Source organism: Paenibacillus sp. CFBP 13594 (assembly GCF_014842675.1).
GTDB lineage: Bacteria > Bacillota > Bacilli > Paenibacillales > Paenibacillaceae > Paenibacillus > Paenibacillus amylolyticus_B.
Genome location: NZ_JACYVQ010000001.1, coordinates 837,437 through 859,794, shown reverse-complemented (window position 1 = coordinate 859,794; position 22,358 = coordinate 837,437). Strand labels below are relative to the sequence as shown.

Annotated in this window: 14 protein-coding genes and 1 pseudogene; 11 read left to right on the top strand and 4 right to left on the bottom strand. The window is 44.5% G+C overall.

Annotation, left to right across the window (positions count from 1 at the left end; translation table 11 throughout):
* The first annotated feature begins 47 nt into the window (after nucleotides 1-47).
* The 4 genes from IFU39_RS03990 to IFU39_RS03975 all read left to right on the top strand — a co-directional run bounded on the left by IFU39_RS03990 (nucleotide 48) and on the right by IFU39_RS03975 (nucleotide 5,169).
* Nucleotides 48-944, top strand: coding sequence for a carbohydrate ABC transporter permease (locus IFU39_RS03990; RefSeq protein WP_091020079.1), 897 nt, complete (start codon nucleotides 48-50; stop codon nucleotides 942-944).
* Between the two features lies 1 nt (nucleotide 945).
* Nucleotides 946-1,794 carry a carbohydrate ABC transporter permease gene (locus IFU39_RS03985; protein WP_192131357.1) on the top strand — a complete coding sequence of 283 codons (849 nt, stop codon included), beginning with the start codon at nucleotides 946-948 and terminating at the stop codon, nucleotides 1,792-1,794.
* Between the two features lie 27 nt (nucleotides 1,795-1,821).
* Entirely contained in the window at nucleotides 1,822-2,805 is a 984-nt protein-coding gene (locus IFU39_RS03980; RefSeq protein ID WP_091020076.1) for a family 43 glycosylhydrolase, read from the top strand.
* A 378-nt stretch (nucleotides 2,806-3,183) separates the two neighbouring features.
* Complete coding sequence (locus IFU39_RS03975; protein ID WP_192131355.1) at nucleotides 3,184-5,169, top strand: glycoside hydrolase family 127 protein; 1,986 nt, start codon at nucleotides 3,184-3,186, stop codon at nucleotides 5,167-5,169.
* A 27-nt stretch (nucleotides 5,170-5,196) separates the two neighbouring features.
* Here IFU39_RS03975 and IFU39_RS03970 read toward each other — a convergent pair whose 3' ends face one another.
* Nucleotides 5,197-6,090 (bottom strand): helix-turn-helix transcriptional regulator, encoded by an 894-nt coding sequence (locus IFU39_RS03970; RefSeq protein ID WP_192131958.1) that lies wholly within the window; start codon nucleotides 6,088-6,090, stop codon nucleotides 5,197-5,199.
* Nucleotides 6,091-6,422: 332 nt separating this feature from the next.
* Between IFU39_RS03970 and IFU39_RS03965 the strand changes: the two genes are divergently transcribed.
* Nucleotides 6,423-13,739: a DUF5695 domain-containing protein gene (locus tag IFU39_RS03965; protein WP_192131353.1), complete on the top strand. Its 7,317-nt coding sequence runs from the start codon at nucleotides 6,423-6,425 to the stop codon at nucleotides 13,737-13,739.
* 150 nt (nucleotides 13,740-13,889) lie between these two features.
* Here IFU39_RS03965 and IFU39_RS03960 read toward each other — a convergent pair whose 3' ends face one another.
* Entirely contained in the window at nucleotides 13,890-15,098 is a 1,209-nt protein-coding gene (locus tag IFU39_RS03960; protein ID WP_192131351.1) for a sugar efflux transporter, read from the bottom strand.
* A 791-nt stretch (nucleotides 15,099-15,889) separates the two neighbouring features.
* On the opposite strand from IFU39_RS03960, the gene IFU39_RS03955 reads away from it, so the two are divergent.
* The 3 genes from IFU39_RS03955 to IFU39_RS03945 all read left to right on the top strand — a co-directional run bounded on the left by IFU39_RS03955 (nucleotide 15,890) and on the right by IFU39_RS03945 (nucleotide 17,395).
* Nucleotides 15,890-16,285, top strand: a complete 396-nt coding sequence (locus IFU39_RS03955) for a VOC family protein (RefSeq protein ID WP_192131349.1) — start codon at nucleotides 15,890-15,892, stop codon at nucleotides 16,283-16,285.
* Nucleotides 16,286-16,314: 29 nt separating this feature from the next.
* Nucleotides 16,315-16,848, top strand: coding sequence for a DinB family protein (locus IFU39_RS03950; RefSeq protein WP_091020065.1), 534 nt, complete (start codon nucleotides 16,315-16,317; stop codon nucleotides 16,846-16,848).
* Between the two features lie 103 nt (nucleotides 16,849-16,951).
* On the top strand, nucleotides 16,952-17,395 hold the full coding sequence (locus IFU39_RS03945; protein WP_342345623.1) for a DUF3888 domain-containing protein: 444 nt from the start codon (nucleotides 16,952-16,954) through the stop codon (nucleotides 17,393-17,395).
* A gap of 189 nt (nucleotides 17,396-17,584) precedes the next feature.
* Here IFU39_RS03945 and IFU39_RS03940 read toward each other — a convergent pair whose 3' ends face one another.
* The gene (locus tag IFU39_RS03940; RefSeq protein ID WP_192131347.1) at nucleotides 17,585-18,190 is read right to left on the bottom strand and encodes a GNAT family N-acetyltransferase; all 606 of its coding nucleotides are present in this window, start codon (nucleotides 18,188-18,190) and stop codon (nucleotides 17,585-17,587) included.
* Nucleotides 18,191-18,692: 502 nt separating this feature from the next.
* Between IFU39_RS03940 and IFU39_RS03935 the strand changes: the two genes are divergently transcribed.
* On the top strand, nucleotides 18,693-19,181 hold the full coding sequence (locus IFU39_RS03935) for an NUDIX hydrolase (protein ID WP_105598954.1): 489 nt from the start codon (nucleotides 18,693-18,695) through the stop codon (nucleotides 19,179-19,181).
* A 199-nt stretch (nucleotides 19,182-19,380) separates the two neighbouring features.
* Complete coding sequence (locus IFU39_RS03930) at nucleotides 19,381-20,058, top strand: hypothetical protein (RefSeq protein ID WP_223199714.1); 678 nt, start codon at nucleotides 19,381-19,383, stop codon at nucleotides 20,056-20,058.
* A gap of 674 nt (nucleotides 20,059-20,732) precedes the next feature.
* On the opposite strand, the pseudogene IFU39_RS03925 reads toward IFU39_RS03930, so the two are convergent.
* Nucleotides 20,733-21,044: pseudogene (locus IFU39_RS03925) on the bottom strand (phosphatidylglycerol lysyltransferase domain-containing protein); the annotation flags it as partial.
* A gap of 117 nt (nucleotides 21,045-21,161) precedes the next feature.
* Between IFU39_RS03925 and IFU39_RS03920 the strand changes: the two are divergent.
* Entirely contained in the window at nucleotides 21,162-22,298 is a 1,137-nt protein-coding gene (locus IFU39_RS03920; RefSeq protein WP_192131345.1) for a GntR family transcriptional regulator, read from the top strand.
* Nucleotides 22,299-22,358: the final 60 nt, after the last annotated feature.

Genomic DNA, 22,358 nt, shown 5'->3' with positions numbered 1-22,358 from the left:
GGTATAGTAGTCGGCAGGTTTAACCTTAATCAAGGGAGATTGAGAATATGATAAAGAAATTTGTATACTCTCAAAAAGTTGCACCTTATGTTTTTGTACTGCCATTTATACTCATATTTTTGATATTCTGGTTTTTTCCACTTGTAAATTCATTCGTAATGAGCTTTCAAGATCGGATGTTGGGACAGGATCCTAAATGGATTGGTGAAGCAAATTATTCGAAATTACTTACCGATAAAGTGTTTTTGACATCTATTAAAAATAGCGTTGTGTACATGTTGGGAACCTTAGTGCTGTTAATTCCTTTTCCAATGTTATTCGCCGTTATGATCAACAGTAAGTTAATGAAGGGAAGAGAGTTTTTTAAATCTTCGTTCTTTCTACCTGCGTTGACATCTGTCGCAGTTGCGGGTACCATTTTCCGCCTTACATTCGGTGAAATGGAAGGTTCATTAATGAATAGTTTGCTGGGTCTATTTGGTATAGAGCCTATTAAATTTTTGAAAGATGGAAATTGGAGTATGGCAGCACTGTTAATCCTCGCATGTTGGAGATGGACAGGTGTTAATATGCTTTACTATCTATCCGGTTTGAAAAGCATTGACAATGAATATTATGAGGCTGCTTCAATTGACGGGGCATCTGCTTGGCAGAAGTTTAGAACGATTACAATGCCATTATTGAAGCCGACCACGGTATATGTTACAACAATTAGTGTTTATGCAGGTTTAGCCATGTTTACCGAGAGTCTGATGATGTTTAACGGTAACAATTCACCCAAAAATATTGGCTTAACCATTGTTGGATACCTGTATAGACAAGGGATTGAGCAGAATAAGCTGGGTTACGCAGCTGCAGTTGGTATCATTCTGTTAGTCATTGCTATGGTTATCAATTTAACGCAGCTGAAATTTAGTGGAATGTTCAAAAAGGAGGAGGATTAAAGTGGGCAAAAGTCAGACGAGGAGTGATTTCATCTCTAGAATAGTAATTATTTGTTTATTCATTATACTATTCGTTTTAATTATGATTCCATTCTATGCAGTGGCCCTCTCTTCCTTTAAACCAGGTGAATCATTAGTTAGATATGGTCTTAACCTAAGTTTGGATTTTGAAATCATGAGTTTTGATAATTTCATCTATCTGTTTACTGGACAACATGATTATTTTGTGTGGTTTTGGAACAGTATGATTTTAACAATCGTTCAAGTGGTTTTAACACTTTTTGTAAGCGCATTTGTTGCTTATGGTTTTGCAGCATATGATTTTAAAGGTAAGAACTTCCTCTTTATATGTGTTTTGCTCATTATGATGGTGCCTTTCGAAATACTGCTGGTTCCTTTGTATAGCCTAATTAATGATTTGGGAATGGTGAATAGCTATTCGGCAATCATTTTGCCGGGTATAGCCAATGCCGCGACAATATTTTTCTTCAGGCAATATCTAAGAAGCATACCCAAAGAAATTATTCAATCTGGGCGGGTTGATGGGGCAAACGAGTATGCGATATATTTCAGACTAATTATGCCGATTATGAAGCCATCCTTTGCAGCAATGGCCATTCTGAATGGTATGAATAGCTGGAATAATCTGTTGTGGCCATTCATGGTGTTGGGAGATCAGAGTAAATATACACTTCCAATCGGTTTGAAAACGTTATTAACTCCTTATGGCAATAACTATGATCTATTGATCGTGGGCTCCTTCTTTTCCATCATTCCAATTTTTATACTGTTCATTGCTTTCCAGAAATACTTCATAGACGGTATGACTGCAGGTGCTGTTAAAGGGTAGTAATATTATGATGAAACAGGTGATAAGATGGCAGTCCAAAAAAGAGTGTTACACGACGTACAACCATTGATTGAGCAGAGAGCTGATCCTTTTATTTACCGACATTCGGATGGTTATTATTACTTCGTAGCATCCGTTCCGGAGTATGACCGGATTGAAATCCGTAGAGCCCGGAACCTTGAGGGGCTTGTTACATCAACTCCTGTTGTGATCTGGAGAAAACGTGAGACGGGTATCCTTAGTGCCAATATTTGGGCACCTGAACTGCATTTTATTGATGACAAATGGTACGTGTATTTCGCTGCCGCACACACGACGGAAACGAATGAAGGCTTGTTCGACCATCGGATGTACGTACTAGAGAATGAAAATGTCAATCCGCTCGAAGGCAGTTGGGTGGAAAGAGGACAGGTTCGTACCGCGTGGGAAAGCTTCGCCCTCGATGCCACTACCTTTGAGCATAATGGAATCCGTTATTACGTATGGGCACAAAAGGATCCGAATATTGAAGGTAACTCTAATCTGTATATATCTAAAATGAGCAATCCGTGGACGTTGACTGGGCCGCAAACGATGATCTCGATGCCGGAGTATGACTGGGAGATCATTGGTTATAAAGTGAACGAAGGCGCGGCTTTTCTTCGCAAGGGTAATCTGGTATTCCTCTCTTACTCGGCTAGCGCCACCGATTTCAATTATTGCATGGGCCTGCTTGAAGCCGATGCGGATGCGGATTTGCTCGATGCCGCCTCATGGCGCAAGTCACAAACAGCGGTTCTCTCGACAGATGAGAGCATCTCGATGTATGGTCCCGGTCATAATTCCTTCACGGTGTCAGAGGCCGACGAAAAGACGCTATTTGTGTTCCACGCAAGAACGTACAAGAATATTATAGGAGATCCGCTGTACGATCCGAATCGCCATACATTTGTGACGGAGCTTTTGTGGACGGCAGACGGCAGACCTGATTTCCGCGGCTCTGTTGCAGCACTTGCACGTTCTGTAAAGTGAACGAGTGTCCAACAAGGTTGGTTGATGGATTCAGTTATCCCGGAAAATCATATCAATAAAAAAAGGCGCTGATCAATAGGATCGGCGTTTTTTTTATGTGATCGGTACGAGTTTTAGTCCATGCCAAGGTGAAGAACTTCTATCGATTGCCAGAATGGACAAGAACATTGTCCGATTATTCTTTAGATGTGCATCTAAAGAACGGGCTTTGAATCACTTACAGCGAGAGGAACTGTAAGGGGTAAGTTTTTGATTTGTTATAAGGTTAGCATATTTACAAGGTTGTAATTATGTAAATTTCAGTTGGAAATGATGATTTCAGCCTGATGTAATGATTTGTAAAATAAGGTTATCAAAAAAGAACAAGGAGAGGTTCCCATGACAAAGCCAGAGGTCCCTTACCATACGCAGACATCAGGTTATAGCCATAAAATCAATGACCCATTTTGGTCACATTATATTGAACTGGTCCGCAACGTAGTTGTCCCTTATCAATGGGAGGCGCTCAATGACCGTATCGAAGGAGCTGAACCAAGCCGGGCCATTCGGAATTTTCGCATTGCTGCAGGGGATGAAGAGGGCGTTCATTATGGCATGGTTTTTCAGGATAGCGATGTTGCGAAATGGATTGAAGCAGCTTCGTACCTGCTCTCCGCGAAGCCCGACCCGGAACTGGAAGTCCTCGTGGATTCTGTTATTGAGACCATAGCTCGGGCACAGCAAGCCGATGGTTATTTAAACACGTACTTCACCCTGCGTGAACCTGGGGCGCGCTGGACGAACCTCGCCGAGTGTCATGAACTTTATTGTGCAGGACATATGATTGAGGCTGGTGTGGCGTACTATCATGCCTCGGGCAAACGCAAGCTGCTGGATGTGGTTATTCGCCTGGCGGATCATATAGGCACCGTGTTTGGTACAGAGCCGGGACAATTGCCAGGTTATGATGGGCATCAGGAGATTGAACTTGCACTCTTCAAATTGTATGAGACGACAAAGGAAGAGAAATATCTGGAACTGAGCCGTTATTTTCTGGATCAGCGGGGAGCGAGTCCGCATTTTTTTGAAGAAGAATGGGAGCAAAGGGGCCGCACCATACATTTTGGCGAGTTGGACATGGTTCACCGTCATACGTACTCCCAGTCCCATCTGCCCATTAGGGAGCAGTCGACAGCAGAAGGCCATGCGGTTCGACTGGTTTACATGTGCGCGGCTATGGCAGATGTAGCTGCGAAGACGGAGGATACACCGCTGAAAGAAGCCTGTGAACGGTTGTGGAGCAACATCGTAAGCAAGCGAATGTACATTACGGGAAGCATTGGTTCATCAGCCAAAGAAGAAGCATTTACAGGCGATTATGATCTGCCGGGAGATACCGCCTACGCAGAGACCTGTGCCTCGATTGGCCTGATCTTTTGGGCGAAGCGCATGCTGCAGATGGAGCAGGATAGCCGGTACGCAGACGTTATGGAGCGAGCCCTGTACAACACGGTGATTAGTGGAATGTCTCTGGATGGTCAACGTTTCTTCTATGTGAATCCGCTTGAAGTCGATCCGAAGATTCAACGTGTGAATCCTAATTATGCCCACGTACGAACACGCCGGCAAGGGTGGTTTGGTTGTGCCTGCTGTCCGCCGAACATTGCGCGATTAATTGCTTCATTGGATCAATATGTATATACCCCGGCTGTGGAACAGGCTACGTTGTATGTGCAATTGTACATCGGAGGGGAAGGGGAATTCACACTTCAGGGCAGGAGAGCAGCCCTAACCATGGACTCTGACTATACTTCCACTGGAGATGTGAAGCTGATCGTTCGGCCCGATTCCCCAGAGGGAATGAAGTTTACGATAGCTTTGAGAAAGCCGGATTGGTGCAAGATTCCCGAGCTGTGGATTAATGGGGAGAAGAGCAAACAGGATGGGTTTACTTATGAATACGGTTACATTAAGGTGACCCGTTCGTGGGAAGCCGGTGATGAGATTAAACTTCACTTCCCTACGGAGTTGCTTCGGATGAAAGGGCATGATCACATCAAAGCCACTTTCGGAAAAGTAGCCATCCAGCGAGGACCATTTATGTACTGTCTCGAAGAAGTCGACAATGGCCACGGATTGCATCGCATTCAGCTGCCCCGGGATGCCGAGTTTCATATCGGTAGCGGGGAACGGATGCCTCTGGGGGTTCCGGCACTTACAACCATCGGGCAGCGAATCGTATCCCAAGAAGACTGGGGAATACATCTGTATCGCAGTAATGTCCACTGGGATACACAGCCTGTCGAGCTTCGGTTCATTCCTTACTTCACTTGGGCCAATCGGGATGAAGGAGAAATGAGCGTTTGGATTCGCGAAAGCGAATAAGAAGAAGTCTACTAGTGCTGCTGCAGTTTATTTATCTGAGTTGGTAAACTTGCTGCGGAAGTTGGAAGGAGAGATGCCCTCTTTTTTCGAGAAACAGGAAGAGAAGTAGGATACATGATTGAAGCCAATCTCTTCGGCGATGCGAGCAACGGACCAGGCGGTTTGCAGCAGCAGCTTTTTGGCCTGTTCGATTCTGTAATGCAGCAGATATTCCATAGGTGTCATGCCATACACTTTCAGCATGCTGCGTGCGAGATAGTTTGGATGGTAGTTGAGTTCCTTTTGCAGCATCGGATTGGAGATCGGTAGCGGGTAATTGTGGCGGATGTAGAGTTCAACTTTCTCGGCAATCCGGATTGCGGCAACGTCGGACATTGAAGACAGCCCAAGATCCAGATGCTGCATAAATTGCTGGAAGGTCGCCTGTCGTTTCCAATTGCGCATGGACTGAGGCTCCTGATCAAGCTGAGAGAAATGCTCCAGCAGTTCCATATCTTTGATTGCAATGTGCAAATGTTTGGGAATGAAGATGGAACAGACATCACAGTGGTTCAGATATGCGCTCACCTTATGTGTTTCGATTAGATCAGCTTGATTGGCGAGGCATTCGTCCATGTTGGCAGACTCTCTCCAGCTGCCAAAGGTTTGAAAATGAATCCAGGTCATTTCCGTTTCCGTTTTACAGGCTGCGCTGCCGTAATGATGTCCATCCGGCTTAAGGATCAGGGCCTCTCCTTGGTTCAGAAGCCACTCATTTCCGTTCTCGCTAATGGCGAGCGAACCGCGTGTAACAACAATTAGATCAAAGACACCGATGTCACTGCGGCTAATGTGATATTCACCGGCTTCGTAACGAGCACGTCCGCAATCAATAAAATAGGGAATGGGCGGGGTGATGAAATGAAGGATGGGCGAGTCCAATCCGGCACCTCCGAACAGGTTGAAATATTTAAAATTCATGTTGTCATCGAGCATTTATTTTTATGATACAGCAAGTAAGATAGAAAATAAAGCGCTTACGAAATTCTATTCTACCTTTTGTAGTGGCGCTATGACGAAATAAAATGGATGTCCCAAGGTTCACATTCCTGTTTTTAATGCCTCTGCTTCGAACAAGGAAGTCTACTTTAGACAAAGAATGAACGTCATTTTCGATGGATCGGTCAAAGGTATTTCATAGAAGAACCTATATTTACCGGTTTAAGAGAATTAAACCCCTAATGGATATGATCACATATATACAGGAGGTTATAATGACAATGATTTCGAAGAAGTGGAAGCCGCTTATGATCGCGCTGCTCCTGGCATTTTCAAGTCTGCCGCTGCAGGTTAGCGCTTTGCCTGGGGCCGCGACGGCTGCAGTAAAGACCGGAATCTCCAATGCCAGCTTGTCGGCCAAAGTCGGCGACTTAGGTCAGATTGAGGAGCTCTATATCAACAACAATCCTACCAATAAACAGGGGAAGCCAATCAATTTCGTCCTGCCTAACACTACATCACCGCAGAATGGTACACAGCACCAGTGGATGGGTGAAATGATCTTCTCTTACCGTACGGGTGCCAATGGACAATTCCCTGATAACAGGGACGGCTTTGTAGAAGTTGATACCAATAAAACATTGGCTGCGGGGGGATCTACACAAGTTTCGACCATTAATCCGGATAACCCCTATATGAACAAGACCGCATCAGCAGACGGCAAGAAGGTAGAAGTCAACTTTATTGGACAGAAGCTGAATTCTACAGACCAGCGGGTAATGAAGGGCTTTGATGTGAAATCCGTTTTTGATATGGAGACCGATGACGGTTCACTGCTTTGGGAAATTACGCTGAAGAACAAGAGCAATCAGTATATCGAATTTGGGGATATCGGCTTGCCGATGCCTTGGAATAACAAATATCAGACCTTATCCGATACCTATGATGACCGTGTGACGGTGCATAATTTCGCAGGTGCTGACAGCGGGTATTCTTATGCCATTCGCACCAGTGGTGAGGGGAATTTCATGCTCTTTACTCCTGTTCCGGAGAGCGGCGCTCGAATCGAGTATGTGGATTATTGGATGCATGAAGCAGGAGAGCGACGTGCTGCAGACACCTTTAAAAACTGGACAGGGGACAGTGGTGGCTGGTATCCGGGGCTAAACGTGCTTTATATTCACTCCAAAGAAATCCAAAAAACGGGACGCGGATACTTTACTGATGCTTCCAGCCTCGTCCTAGGACCGGATGAGTCCAAGACATATAAGTTCAAATTCTCAGCAGTCCGTGGAGGTGACAATACGCCGCAGGAAAGCGCCCAAAGCCCAAATAACAGTTCGACTTCGATGGAAGACCGTGAAGCCAATCTCCGATCCATCCTATATAAATCAGGCATGATTGATGCCTTAGCGGTGCCGGGCTTCCAGACAGCGATCAATATGCCTGTCAAGCTAGACTTGCACTACGACGACAGTATCGTTGATGTACAGTCCATCGATATTCAAAATGTGGCAGAGAATGATCCGTTTGACGAAGCACATATTCCGGATATCAAGCCAGGGAAGAGCAGAAAGGAAATGGTTGACAACTCGCGGGCCGGACGTGGACTGCCTGACGGGAACCCTGGCTACAACGAGTCGGTTGAGTTTGTGGAGACCAAGATCGTAAATGGCGAACAGCATCATATCTATTCACTTCAGTTTGATTCGATCGGCAATAACAGCGTGCGTATCGAATATAAGCTAAAGAACGGCAACGAATGGGTGGATCAATTCACTCAATTTGAATTCAATGTTCTAGCCGAACTGGATGCAATCTCGGATGCCCATTCCGAATTCATGGTCCAGCAAACACAGGATAAAAATCCGGAAAGTCCGACTTACGGTAACTATTTCGACTGGTATCTTACAAGCGGCATCGATCTAAATACAAGCCATTGGGGGGATGACTGGAGCCATGACAACATCAACTTCATGACCATGAAAAACTATCTGGCCCCCAACCCCGATGAAATTCGCTCTATCGAGACATACCTGATCGACTTCATGTGGGAACGATACATGAAGAATACGCAGGATAGCTACATCGTTGCGAACTGGCTGAAAGACTCTGGAGCATACACCGACAAAGATAAACCTTATACACGTACATTCTCCGAAATCATGGAAGCTACCGGATTTTTCAACATGTACCGGATTCAAAAGGCTTATCCTAATCTGATCGAGTACCGGGAATCGCCTCAGTTTTATCTGGAGAAAGCTTATAACATCTACTATAAGCGCGTTTCCACCGGGGCCATCGGATTCTATGGCGAGCAGCAAATCCCGGATCTGATTGAAGCACTGAAGGAAGAGGGGATGCAGACCGAGTCTACCAATCTGCAGAAGAAGTTCGCCCTCGACAAGGGACGGAATATGACTAGGGCCACTTATCCTTACGGTTCGGAATTTGAATATGATAATACTGGCGAAGAAGGGGCTTATGCAGCAGCGAAGGCGCTGCGTACGTACTATCCAGCAGATGCGCTTACAGATGCAGCTGAGAAAAGTATGGAGATGGCCGATTGGAAAACACGTGCCATGCGGGGGATTCAACCTACCTGGTTCCATTATTCCGTGCCTGTTTTCCGCGGCGGTGAAGGCTGGTGGAATTTCCAATATACTGCGTCTTTAGCAGGTTACATTATGGATGACTGGCTAAGGTATGAGAATGATGGCAGATCGGTGGAGCAGAAGGCAATTGCACAGCAGCGCAATTATGCCGCGAAGATTTCGAACTTCAATGCCGTCAATATGGGACAGATTTCGGCTAATTCAGTTGGCAGCACCTCGTGGAGATATTCGATGTATAAGGGAGGAACGGGTACGAAGGACGTATACGATGGCGGATCACGCGTCATGAGTAACGGCTGGAATGATTTTTCGGGCGAATCGGAAGAAGGCCTCTATGGTTCCCTTCTCAGCATCAGCTCTGATATTGTTACAGATCCGATATTCGGGCTGTTCGGTTATGGAGCGCTGGTCACTGACGAAGGAAACAGCTACAACATTACGCCGAAAGACGGTTTCGGCAAACGGATCAATCTGATCAACGAGAAAATCTATTTAGAGCTAGAAAGCGATAAAGTGGAAAGCGCGCAAATTCAAAAAGATGGTAAGGGTTATACTCTCCATCTCCTGAATCCCTCAGGGAAAGAGCATACTTCACGGATTTTGTTCGATGGAGTGGGGATGGAGAATGGCTACTATACCATGAAGCTGAATGGTGCAGCTGCCGGACAGTTCTATGTTCAGAACAATGAAGGCGTTGCCATGTTTCAGATGGGAAGCATGCAGCGTGGTGAATTGATCATTGAAAAGTTAGCCGGCGGTGAAAATGAAGCTCCGCAAATTACTGTAGAGCTGGCGACACAGCATCCACAGGCGTTGATTCCATTGATGCTGAATGGGATTGTAACCGATGATGGCGCGCCGGAAGGGACTCTGTCTTATCAATGGGAAGTGGTCAGCGCCCCACAAGGCTCCAAGCTAACCTTTACTCATCCGAAAGCAAGCATTACACAGGCTACAGGTACCAAAGCAGGCTCATATACAGTTAAGCTTAGCGCAAGTGATGGACAACTGACTGGCTCCAGCCAGATAATCTTCGAACTGGCTTCACCGCCGGATAAACAACCTCCAGCAATCGGCCAAGTGACTGCTGTTCAGGATGTTGCCAATAACAGTATCGTGGTATTGTCCGGGGAAGCCATTCCTGACCCTGTGCATAGTGAGGCAGAAGAACCCCAGTTGAAGTACTCATGGGCCATTAAGCAAAAGCCCGAAGGTTCAGCAGACATTTCATTTGTAGATGGAGACAAAACAGCAGCCTATGCGCGTATAAGCACGGCAGGCACCTACGTGTTTACCTTCAGTGCTACAGACGGAGACAAGAAGGCCAGTAAGGATGTAACGGTAGAGATCAAGGAAGATACCGTTGACGTTTATCGGGCACTCAGCGTAGTGACCAAGAAGGATATAGTACCAGAACTTCCTAGACAAATTTATATTTTAACAGAGGACGGGTATTTAGAGCAGGAAATCACTTGGGATGTCATTGATCCAAGCAGCTATGCTAGTGCAGGCCAATTCGAAGCCAGAGGAAACGTCGATGGCAGTGCTTTGGAGGTTTGGGCTACCGTACATGTCGTGAATTCTGAGCTGCAAAATGCAGCGCTGACAGCAAAGGCCTCCGCTAGCTTCTCTGGTGGCGACGGATATCCCGAAGCGATGAATAATGGTATTGACCCTAAAAGCTCGGCAGATTTCTCGCCGAACCGCGGTGCCCCCAACAGTGCATGGCATAACTGGGGGAGAGAAGGAGATCCGGCATGGGTGACGTATGAATGGGAGCAGCCATTCCTGGCCTCTTCCACAGATGTATATGTATTTCAAGACAACGGCGGGAACTTCCGTCCGAAAGATATGCAGCTTATGCTTCGCGACGAAAATGGGAAATGGTACACCCCGCGGGACATAAAGGGATTGGGCAATGAACTTAATAAATACAATACAACGACCTTTGAGCCCGCCTATATTACAGGTGTCCGTATGGACATGAAGCCTTCCGTTAATGGCAGCGGTATTCTGGAATGGAAGGTATACGGCTATACCGGAGCGGTAGATAAGACAGAACTGATCAAGGTCTATAACTATGTAAATACATTAAATGCTTCGAACCTTGCAGATCCAGGTCTTGCGCCAATAGAAGCGGCGAAGACAGAATCATCTGCTGTGATCAAGAATACGAATGCTACAGACGAAGAAGTTACTCTGGCGCTTCAGAAGCTGCTGATGGATTTGCGTCTGCTCAGTCCGAGAGACGGCAATATGGCCTTCCTCGCAAATGCTTCTTCCAGCTATACCTCTCCTTGGGAGAGTCTGGCTGCAGTAAACGACGGAAAGAAAGATGGCAACAACATTGCGCATTGGGGGACCTGGGGCCATGAAGGCGCAGAGGAGTGGGTGCAATATGAATGGCCGCAGGGTGCATCTATCCAAAGTTCGAATCTGGTGCTGTGGTCAGATGGCGGCGGAATCAAACCGCCTACCCAGATTGTATATTCCTACATCCCGGCGGATAGCGCAATTGATGAATGGGTAACAGCGGGAACGGTTACGGAGGGAATCAAAGTGGTTGAACATTCTCCAGCAGAATCTTCAAATCCGTACACGTTTGATCCAATGCTGGAGGTAAAGGCACTACGGGTTACCCTGACCAAACAATCGCGGGCAGGCGATAACGGTGTAGGCCTATGGGAATGGGAAGTTCACCAGGCCATATCCAGTCCTGATCGTGAGGCTCCAGTAACACCGGCCGGTGTGGCACCGTCCATTCCTGAAGGAGATGACGGCAAATTGATCGGTGTGACAACAGAAATGGAGTATAAGAAGGAAGGCGAAGAAGAATATATTGCAATTGCAGATATTGAGGTCACAGGTCTCACCGCCGGTAAATATTATGTCCGGTATATGAAGACTGGTTCGCTGAGCGCCAGCCTGGATAAGGAAGTCGTTATTCCGGAAGGGCAGACACAGGAGCAGGCTGCACCCGATGCGAGTGGGTGGGTGATCTCACACGCCAATTCGGATACCGACATAAAAGGTATAATTGAGGGCTTGAATGATACGATGGAATACCGGAAGCTGGGCGAAGAGGACTACACGCCTGTTACAGGTTCAAGTATCAACAATCTGGAGCCTGGCGGTTATCAGATTCGGTATGCAGCCACAGACAGCCTAAAGGCAAGTCCGCCGGTAACCGTGGACATTCGCAATGAAGCCAAGGCAGACAGAGAGGCACCAACAGCGGAAGGACTCGTCATTACACCGCCTACAGCGGCAGGCGGGAATGATGGCAGAATTGAAAATGTGACTGCCGATATGGAGTACCGAAAGGCGGATCAAGGTGGTTACATGCCGGTTAGTGGAACCAGCATTGAAGGCCTTGAGGCCGGTAGCTACGAGCTCCGGTACGCCGGAACGGATATGAGCAATCCAAGTCTTGCTATCCTGATCGTTGTGCCTGACGGAACCAAGCAGGAGCAAAGTCCGCCGTCCAGTGCAGAAGTCAAGGCTGTAAATGTCAGTGCAGCTGGGGCCAAGGATGGTAACATCACTGGTGTAAGTCCTGTAATGGAATATCGGCAAGTAGGAGTGGACGCTGGCAGCTGGAATGCGATCACAGGCACAGAGATTACAGGTCTTGGTAACGGAATCTACGAAGTAAGATATAAAGAAACGGCAACTCATTATGCGAGCCAATCCCTTACTGTCGTTATCAGCAATCCAGTCATCAATCCGAAGCCTACGGAAACACCGCCGTCAACGGATGCACCTGTCTCAGTGACCACGCCTTCACCGGCTCCTGAAAACATCAAAGTCGAAGGGAATTGGATTAAGATTGTGGCACCAAAGACGGATACCAAAACCGGTAAAGCTAAAGGAGCACCCATCCGTCAGGAAGACCTTAATAAGGCTCTTGAGCATGTAAAGGCGAATAGCAGTAATATTAAAACAATCATGGTGGACATTCCGAAAGCAGAGGGAGCCAATTCCTATGCGGTTGAGCTTCCAGCAGCTGCACTTACCGCAGCGCATGCCAACATCAAAATCGAGATTAATACGGAATTTGGAACCGCTACAGTACCTTCTAATTTGCTGAAATATGTATCAGGTGCCAAAAGTGTGGAACTGACACTGAGCTGGCTAGATACGGCAAAGCTACATTCAGAAGTAAAATCCGCAACAGCCAGCAGACCTGTTATTGCATTCGCTGTCCAATTAGATGGAGAAGAAATGGTAGTCTTGAATGCACCGGCTGAAATCAGACTGCCTTATACTCCTGATGTTGAAGAATTGGTCAATTCCAAATATCTTACAGTTTCGTATATGGCTGCAAACAGTACGTTTGTTCAGCTACTGAATGGCCAATACGATAGTGCTCTGCAAGCCATGGTTTTTACAGCCGCCAACACAGGTGAATATGCAATTGTTTATACGAAGAAGTACTTCAATGATGTCATCAAGGATTCGTGGTACGCACCAGCGATTGAAACAATGGCGTCCAAAGGATTCATCGACGGGACATCAGCAACAAGCTTTAGTCCTGGCCAAAAGGTCACAAGAGGTGAGTATCTAGCTTGGTTGGTAAGGACACTGGATCTCAAAGCAGAGTTCAACACCACCTTCGGTGATATGAAGCAAACAGACCTCTATTATGAGGAAATCGGAATCGCCAAAGCACTCGGGATCGCCCTGGGCACGAACGGCAGCTTCTATCCGGAAACGGAAATTGCTAGACAAGATTTGGCTGTGCTGACCATGCGGGCTTTGCGGGCAGTGGGGAAAACTGAGCAGACCCATACAGCTGAGGATCTCAAGAGATTTACAGATGCAGCAAACGTAGCAAAGTACGCAGTTGATGATATGGCTGCAATGGTTAAAATGGGTTTCATAAACGGGCGAAGCAATGTAACCTTGAGTCCTGACGGAACGACAATCAGAGCAGAAGCTGCTCAGGTTCTATATAAAATTTTCTTGCAACTATAATTGTAGAAACCGACCTTGATCCTGTTTTCTGCAGGTCCAAGGTCGGTTTCTTTTTTAGGGAGTGCTTCAAGCATAATGCCGTGCCCAATGTTAATTACCTATACGTAGAAAAAGCTTAAAAATCTAAACTACCCCGTTGAATCGACGTAGTTAGGTTGAAATTTGCGGTTCATCTGAAGGCTGTCGTCCACTTACCACAAGCATAATTACAGCAATGATGATAAGTATAAAGCAGAAGATAAATGAATATCGGTAACCTACAATGCTGGCTACTCCACCACCAACAAGACTACCAAGCAGTCTACCGATTGTGGATGAATTCGAATAGAGTGTGGAAGCATATCCCGGCATACTAGGCAGCAGGTCCTGAATGTAGCTAATTCCAATCGCAGAAATGACGGCGACAAAAACAGCGAGCAAAATTTGTGCTGCAAGCATTTGCCACATCTCGTTCGAGATAAGTATAACGAAATAATAAGCTCCTCCAAAAATAGCCCCGCAAAACACCAAGATTCGGTTACTATACTTTGCACTAAGTAGACCGAGTATAATCATAAAGGGAATTTCCAACGCAGCACATATACTGCTGATTAAACCGACATGACTTGTCGTACCCCCAAGATTGTTTGTAATAAAGAGAGCCGTGTTTATGCTGCTCATCCAATGAGCCGTATACATGAGTGTCAGAATGAGAAAAGGAATTAAAATATTCCGGTTTTGAGTCAGTCGGAAACTTTTTATATTCGCTTCAGCATTATTGTTCTTCATTTCTGTGTTTGATTGGAGAAACAGGAAAACAAGCAGAGCAACGAGTAGGAAAGCTCCGATCGTTCCCAAAAAAATCCCCTTAAATCCAATTGCAGCGAGTAATAAAGTGCCGATTAAAGGACCTGTAATAAAGCCGAGAGAGAAAGCAGAACGCAAGGTAGAATTAGCAAACGCACGCTCCGTAAAATGACTCTTTATCACTGCTTCTCTAGAAATAGCGAACAACTGGGGCATTCCTGGTGCACCAAGGGCAGTAAACACAGTCATGTAAATGAACAAAATCGGAAAATCTTGAATAAACAAGTATCCACTAAAGGCCAGAACATTAGAGAGAGTAGAGAAAAGATAAACGCTCTTCCGATTCAAGCCGAGATCAGAACGTCTCCCGATTAGCGTACTAATCCATATTCCTGCAATTAGTGTAACGGCTAGATAAAGACCAAACATTCCAATAGATACGCCAAGCTGTTCCGTGAAATAAATAGATAAAAAGGGGGTACTGAGTGAAATGCCCATTCCCTGTAATGCCATACACATAAAGAGTAGCGCATACGAAGGAATGGAAAATAAGCTGATGAATCGATTGATCATAGTGTAAAATTACTCCTCAGAATTTGTGTTGTGTAATTACCATACATGACCTTGCTTTATCTCGTCTAATTGTATCTTACTGGTGAATGCTTCACACTACTTTGGGAAGCTAATAAACGCTCACATTCATGGCTGAATAGAATCAATCGTGCATCTTTATTATGTACTAAATGACAACACAAACAATATAACATTCGTGCCAAATGCTTGCCTAAACCTATCATAGACTCGTGTAAGTGTATGTACAGTAAAGTAAAGGCAGTTTCCCGGAAAAAGGAGGTTCCACTATCAACAGGTAGTTTTTAAGGAAATACATAGACATTTTTAAGACAGTACATGTGGAGCATGATCCAAGGCCTCATTCTGCTGTAAACTATGCTTGAAGCCACCAAAAATCCCTTACAAGATAGAGGAATGAGCACCAAATGAAGGGAGATGGGGCTGCCGGTCGACATCATAGGATCAAACGATGATTTCGCAAGCTATAAGCTCCTGCTTATACCAATGGCTTAAAACTACCTGTGAACGGTGCTTATATCTTGCGACGGAACGTGTCGAGGGACAAGAACATAGTCCCATTGCCGATTAGGCGTATATCTAATCGGTATCTTGCTCCTCGATTCATTATACTAACGGGCAGGTTAGTTGAATAAGAACGTCGAAACACATATTGCATACAGAAAGTTCCAACCAAGCGAAATTGAGTTACTGGATGTAGAGTAGAAGGAACGAACAAGCAAACGACCGGAATGATTCGAGAGTTTTCTAATAAATGATAGGAGCGGATGTAGATGGGGATAACTGGCTGGGGGAATAAAATTACCGAAATCACATTATTTGTGGAAGATCTGCAGCGGTCGAAGACGTTTTACCAAGAGTCATTTCAACTATTAATCCAATACGAAGACGAAAACTGTGCAGTATTTGATTACGGTAATACATGCATAAACCTCTTAAATCAATCAAATGCACGAGAATTGATTGATCCGGCTCAGTTTGGTCGTGTCGAGGATGGTGCAAGGTTCCTGTTTACAATCCAAGTGCCCGACGTTGATCGGGTATGCAACGAGTTGGAAATACGGGGCGTTACATTGTTAAATGGGCCAATAACGCGTCCTTGGGGGCGGCGAACGGCTTGTTTTGCCGACCCTGACGGGCATATTTGGGAGATAGCGCAGGTGCTTTAACGACTATTATGTGATGGGGTGAAAACCTTATGTTAAAAAATGATTCCGTGGCTATTATCGAGCAATATAAGCGAAACCTGGCTGGATATACGATAGACCAGTTGCGATATAAATTTCAGGAAGACGTTTGGTCGATTGGACAAATGTATATTCACGTGATCGATGTGGCAGAAGAGTATATCGATCATATTCAAACTTGTACGATGGAGACTCAAGAAAAACATGGAGGCAAGACTGAAGTAGGAACGAAGGCGTTTATCGAAAAAGTGTGGCCCGATGTCCGTGTTAAACTTGAGGAACCAGTCAACAGGACCCGTAACCCCAATAGTAAGGAAGAGATCATAGCCGGTCTAGAGCAGGTGTTAAAAAAAATGAGATACTGGGAGGAACACGTTCGCGGAACGAATCAGGCTTGCAAGGTGCGTCATGGCTGGTTTGGCTGGCTTAACGCGCGTGATTGGTTTGAGATGATTGGCATGCACAGCAGGCATCATTTGCGCCAAAAGGCAAGACTGGACGAGAAGCTTGTGGAGGCAGGCTTATGTAATAATTCACTAAATTAACGGGAAACGATAGCTCATAAAACCAACAAAGCAGCTGATCAATGTCATCGGCTGCTTTTGTTCAACTAAAGGGCAGGTTAGCTTAATAAATTATCTTCATTTAGTGAAAACTACCCTTAAAAATCTGGGGATGAGGGTTTCAGAAATGAAAAGATTTATAGGATCATTGCTAACAGCCATCATTTTCTTGATGGTAATCCAGCCCATTTGTGCAAAGCCAAACGATGAACCATTGAAACGGCTTGTACTTACTTTGTTAGCTCCAAAAATACAGGAACAGATTAACCACTACTACAAAAATAAATCCACTGTAACACCTACGTTTACGCCTTTTTTGGATGGAACTGATGTAGACGTTAAATATCATTCTTCACATATTGTTGTTCAGGTTAAAACTATTCCGTATGTAGGACCTCATTTGGATGTTGGACTCGACTCGATGAGGTTTAGTATAGATAACTCCGGATCAGTAGTAGTTCTTGAGTATAAGCACATTAGGAATTATGACTTGCCTCCTAACTGGCAAAAAATTATTAAAACTCATTGAACTAACGAAGAAACTATGGCTCAATAATACAAAGAAAGCCAGGTCAACGTGATCGGCTGCTTTTGTTCAAGTAACGGGCAGGTTAGCTCAATAAAGGCCCTTGTTACGATGGGCTTTTATTGAGCTATCCAATGGCATTTGGCTAGGAAAATATCAGGGTGCTTCTTTTACTTTCTTTTGTACAAACATCTATCTTGTGTTTTTTGGGGAGTATTTTATATGGATCATATGTTCAAGAGTGCTTTTTACCTCCGGCCAGTCGTTATCCGTAATGCTATAAAAAACATTGTCATGAAATCTACCTTGAGTATCCCGCCTATGCTTCCTAAAAATGCCCTCTTTAGTTGCCCCAATCCGTTCTATCGCTCGCTGTGACCTTATGTTATTGCCGCTGATGGAAAATTGCACGCGAACTAGCGCTAATTGTTCGAAGCAATAATTTAACAGTAAAAACTTGCATTCCGTATTTACACCTGTACGCCAGTAAGTCGGTGTTAGCCATGTCCAGCCGATTTCCGCATTTTGATTGATCATATCAATATCTCCGATTCTTGTGGTTCCAATAATTTTTTCCGACATGAGTTCGACGATGACGAAAGGGAGTTGGGTGCCATGAAGCTGGTTTTCTATGGCTTGTTCGATTAAATGCTTAATATCATCATATGTTGCATTTTTTCTCCAAGTAAATTCCCATATGTTTGGATTCATTAGTGTTTCAAGTAAATCTTCTTTATGTTTAGATTCTAGGGGTAAGAGTTTTATTGTCTTGCCTATTAAAGTAACATTTTGATTCATGTCATTTACACCTCCGATTCCGTTGTGATTCATTATCTTAACGTGGTGGGATTAGTATATATTTATTGGTATCGACGTTGAATGCATTAACCGTTGAATTATTGTACTTTCATGCATCACAAATTCCTTTTAATATTGATTGGGATGAGGCTGAGGTACCCTCAATTCAAAATGGAGAAGAATATGATTGAAATGGGGTGGACATTCAGGTCATGCTTTTACTAATTATGTAATATCTCCGCCATTACCAAATAGATCAACTGCGGTTTACAACTAGTGGATGATAATAGGGATCGTTGCAGAAATGCTGACGATCCTTTTTATATACCTTTAGGGACGGTAGAGAACGAAGAAATTATATTAGAGTGATGATGCCTCATTAAGCCAACGGGCAGGTTGTTTCAATCATGCCGGCAGTATCTTTTAGAAATTCACAAAGGCAGGAAAATGTAGGAATTGTGCGGAATAAATATACAACTTTATCTTATTTGGAGGTTGTAAAATGGCGTTCCCGACACATATTGTATCTGCAGGCGGAATTGTAGAAGATGGAACTGGAAATATCCTTTTAGTAAAAGCTCATGACGATGGTTGGGTGTATCCTGGTGGGATAACTGAAGTAGGAGAAAACCTAATTGATGGCGTCATTCGTGAAATCAAAGAGGAAAGTGGAATAGTTGCCACGGTTAGCCATTTGATTAGTGTTGTTTCGAATACAGCAATCCATAAGTGGTATGACGGTGTGACTGATGTGCCTACGAAGGTCATGTTTGATTTTGTGTGTAAAGCTGTGGGTGGAGAGTTAGCGACTTCTAATGAAACGAGCGAATGTAGGTGGGTACCAAAGGAAAGTGTTCTGGATTTGGTTACTTTACCTGGAATCCGCATGCGTTATGAAGCTTATTTGAACTTTAACGGATCTGTGAATTATATGGAGTATGTAACTGCGTCAACGATAGAATTTGATGTCAAGCTTCAAAGGAGTGTTTAGTTGTATTAGGGTAAAGTGTATTAAGCAAACGGGGAACGATAGTTCAATAAAAAACAAGGAAGCAGCTGACCAATGAAATATCTTCGTGGGTTAATGAAAAGCGCTGATGAACTAATAAGGACCAGCACAATAAAGTGGTAGTTTTATGGATATGCAATAGTCGCCGAATGGAACTTGGTATTATAAGGAGGCAGAACACATGCTAGAAGAACAGGAAATATTCGCGGGCGAAGGATATAACAGGTCGTACGCAATCGCTACGGGTATGCCGATTTTGAATCTTAGGGGTAGCATACCGCGTGAAGGTAACGGCCAACTATCATTTCCGTGGGTGACAACGGGCATAAGGATTGATAAAGAACAGATGTTGGAAACCGTTATGAAGCAAAAGACACTCGAGTATTTGTTTAACATGCAATTCAGTAAGGAGGAGATGACCGACCGCAATTTGGTTGTAGGCTGTTATGAATACAGGAATCCGAATGACAAGGAACAAATATTACTATATGCGCTGGTTTCGTTGAAGGAATTTCTCGCGAGATACGGCGATGAACGGGCATCAGAGATTCTGATGCGAGTTGGCTGCACATACGAGAAGATTATGGAGGAATGCGATGAAGCCATTGAAGAACACTTTGCAGTGTTGCGCCGGTCACTTCATTTAAAGAATTTGAGGGACAAATATGATGTCGTTTACGAGTGGAGTGAAGAGGAAGGGGTAAAGACGTACATTATCAGATACACCAAATCGAGTTATACGAAGATTAAAGCTAAATCATTCGAAGAGTTGACTAAACTCTATGACGAGCAACGGAAGAAGGATGCAAAGAAGACGTTCGCGATTCTGGAACCGTTAGAAGCATTTATGCAAGCCTAAGAAAACCGCCCCTTTACGGGGCGATTTTTCACCATTTCATCGAAAGAAGATTCGAGGATGTCGCGGGACAAGAACTTGGTTCCTTTGCCGAAATGGACACGAACTTGTTCCCATTTCCGATTAGACAAAAACCTGAATAATGAGTAGATACAACTAAGAAATGCACCGCTGAAGCAGCTAGCCAGCACAGTCCCTACACCTATAGGTCCTTTAAGAGATCATGTGTTGGCAGGTGGTAGCCGCAGCAACTGCTTCGGCGAGCACTTGCGTGCTGAAGACCTGTTGGCAAATGCCCAGTGAAGCTTGGGGTTTTCACGGTTCCGACGATCGCGACGCCAAAGGCGCTGCCGAATTTCCAGGTTGTAGACTCTTTTCCAATGGCTAGAGTACCGGTGCCAGTTCGCAACCTAGTTTTTTTACACTCTCAAGCAAGAACTCAAATCAAGTAAACACATCATATATCTGCAACCACGTGCTGCTTGACTAGTATTGTTGAAATAATAATGAGTATAGAAATGATTGCAATAATTAAATGTATAGTACGGTTAAAGACATGACCACCTCTTAACATTAGGTAGCTTGTTAAAACGTGAATGCTTGGAAAACAGTTACATAATGCAATTAATGTTTGAAAATGGACCATTCTGTTCCGGAATGCAAGAGCAATCAATACCCCCGTGACGAAAGGATACATATTGAAATACAAGACGGATGAATTTCTCTTCGCGATGAGCATTTGAATTTTCACCTACCCGGGATAATGGAGACATTCCCAGATTGAAATAGGAGTATCCTTATTCTTTTGCCCACTCCATTAGATTTACAAATAAGACATCCATCGTACCATTAGGTGTTTCGTTTAAATGTCTCCTTAAATCAATAGAGATCAATCTGTTGTGGTCATAACCTGGTGCTAGTGTTGCAAAAGCCAAAATTTTGCCTTCGGCATCCCGGAGCAGAGCAATAGGGAATCGCTGTAATAAAGAAGGTGAGTCAAGGAATGAAGGATTGACAGGCATTATACGGTTGTTTATTGTACTTATATGTGTAAAAATATATTTTATATATAAAAATATAATGAATGAATTGGTGATGTGATTATCATGAGTACGAATGATAGAATACCGTTGTACCAACAAATTCAAGACTACATCCGCAAATTCATTGCTTCCGAAAATATGAAGCCGGGTGATCGAATACCGACAGAGAAGGAACTCATGGATCGATTTAACGTTAGCAAAATTACAGTTGTGAATGCCCTGACAGGCTTGGCTAACGAGAAATTGATTGCACGCGTCCCGGGGAAAGGAAGCTTTGTCGCGGAAGGCACAGATGAAGCAGACACCTCATTTTCTGAATTTCCGGCAGTAAAAGGAGGCAGATCGAGTACAAGAATGATTGGGGTGATCATGCCTACGATTCACGACTACTTTGCGATTCGACTCATCGAAGGGATCGAGCAGTCACTCAATCAGGAAGGCTATCGCAGCATGATCATGCTGACACATGGCAACATTGAGAAAGAAAAGAATGCGATCAGGGAGTTAAAGGCACTTGGAACTGAGGGGTTGTTAATCTTTCCTGTGGATGAAGGTAACTATAACGAGGAGATTCTCGGCATGAAGTTATCCGGCTTCCCTTTTTTGCTGATTGACCGATATTTGCCTGGCGTCGAAACCCATTACATTGCGGCTGATGGAAGGTTGGGCGTGAGGCTGGCCGTTGAACATCTATGGGAGCTTGGACATCGTGATATAGCGATCTGCTCGGATTCTCCATTGCAAACCGTCACGGTCCAGGAGCGAATTGATGGTTATATTGAAGCACTGAAGGATAAAGAAGCATTGATTAACCCTGCACATATGATTACAGATTTCAAACCACTGTCTGTTCTGAAGGATGCAGAAGCCCATCCATTGTACCGATATATCAGCAACAAGATGGTGACTGCTTATATATCGCTGAATGGCAGGCTGGGGGTTCAGATCTATCAAATGGCCAAGCAAGCCGGTCTTCGCATTCCCGAAGATGTATCGATTGTAAGCTTTGATGACCCCACTTCCATCGTGGAGGAATTCAGTATTTTTACGCATGTAAAACAATTTGAGAGAGAGATGGGAATCCGCGCAGGCAACCAGCTTCTCGAAGTCATTCGGAATAGCCGCGAGATTACAGGTTTCAGCAAAATTCTGATTGAACCTGAACTTGTCGTTCGTCAAACGACTGGAAGCTGTCCCTAATCATCATATCAATGCTTAAATTTAAGTCTTTTCCGTAGATGTACGGAAAGGGCTTTTTTA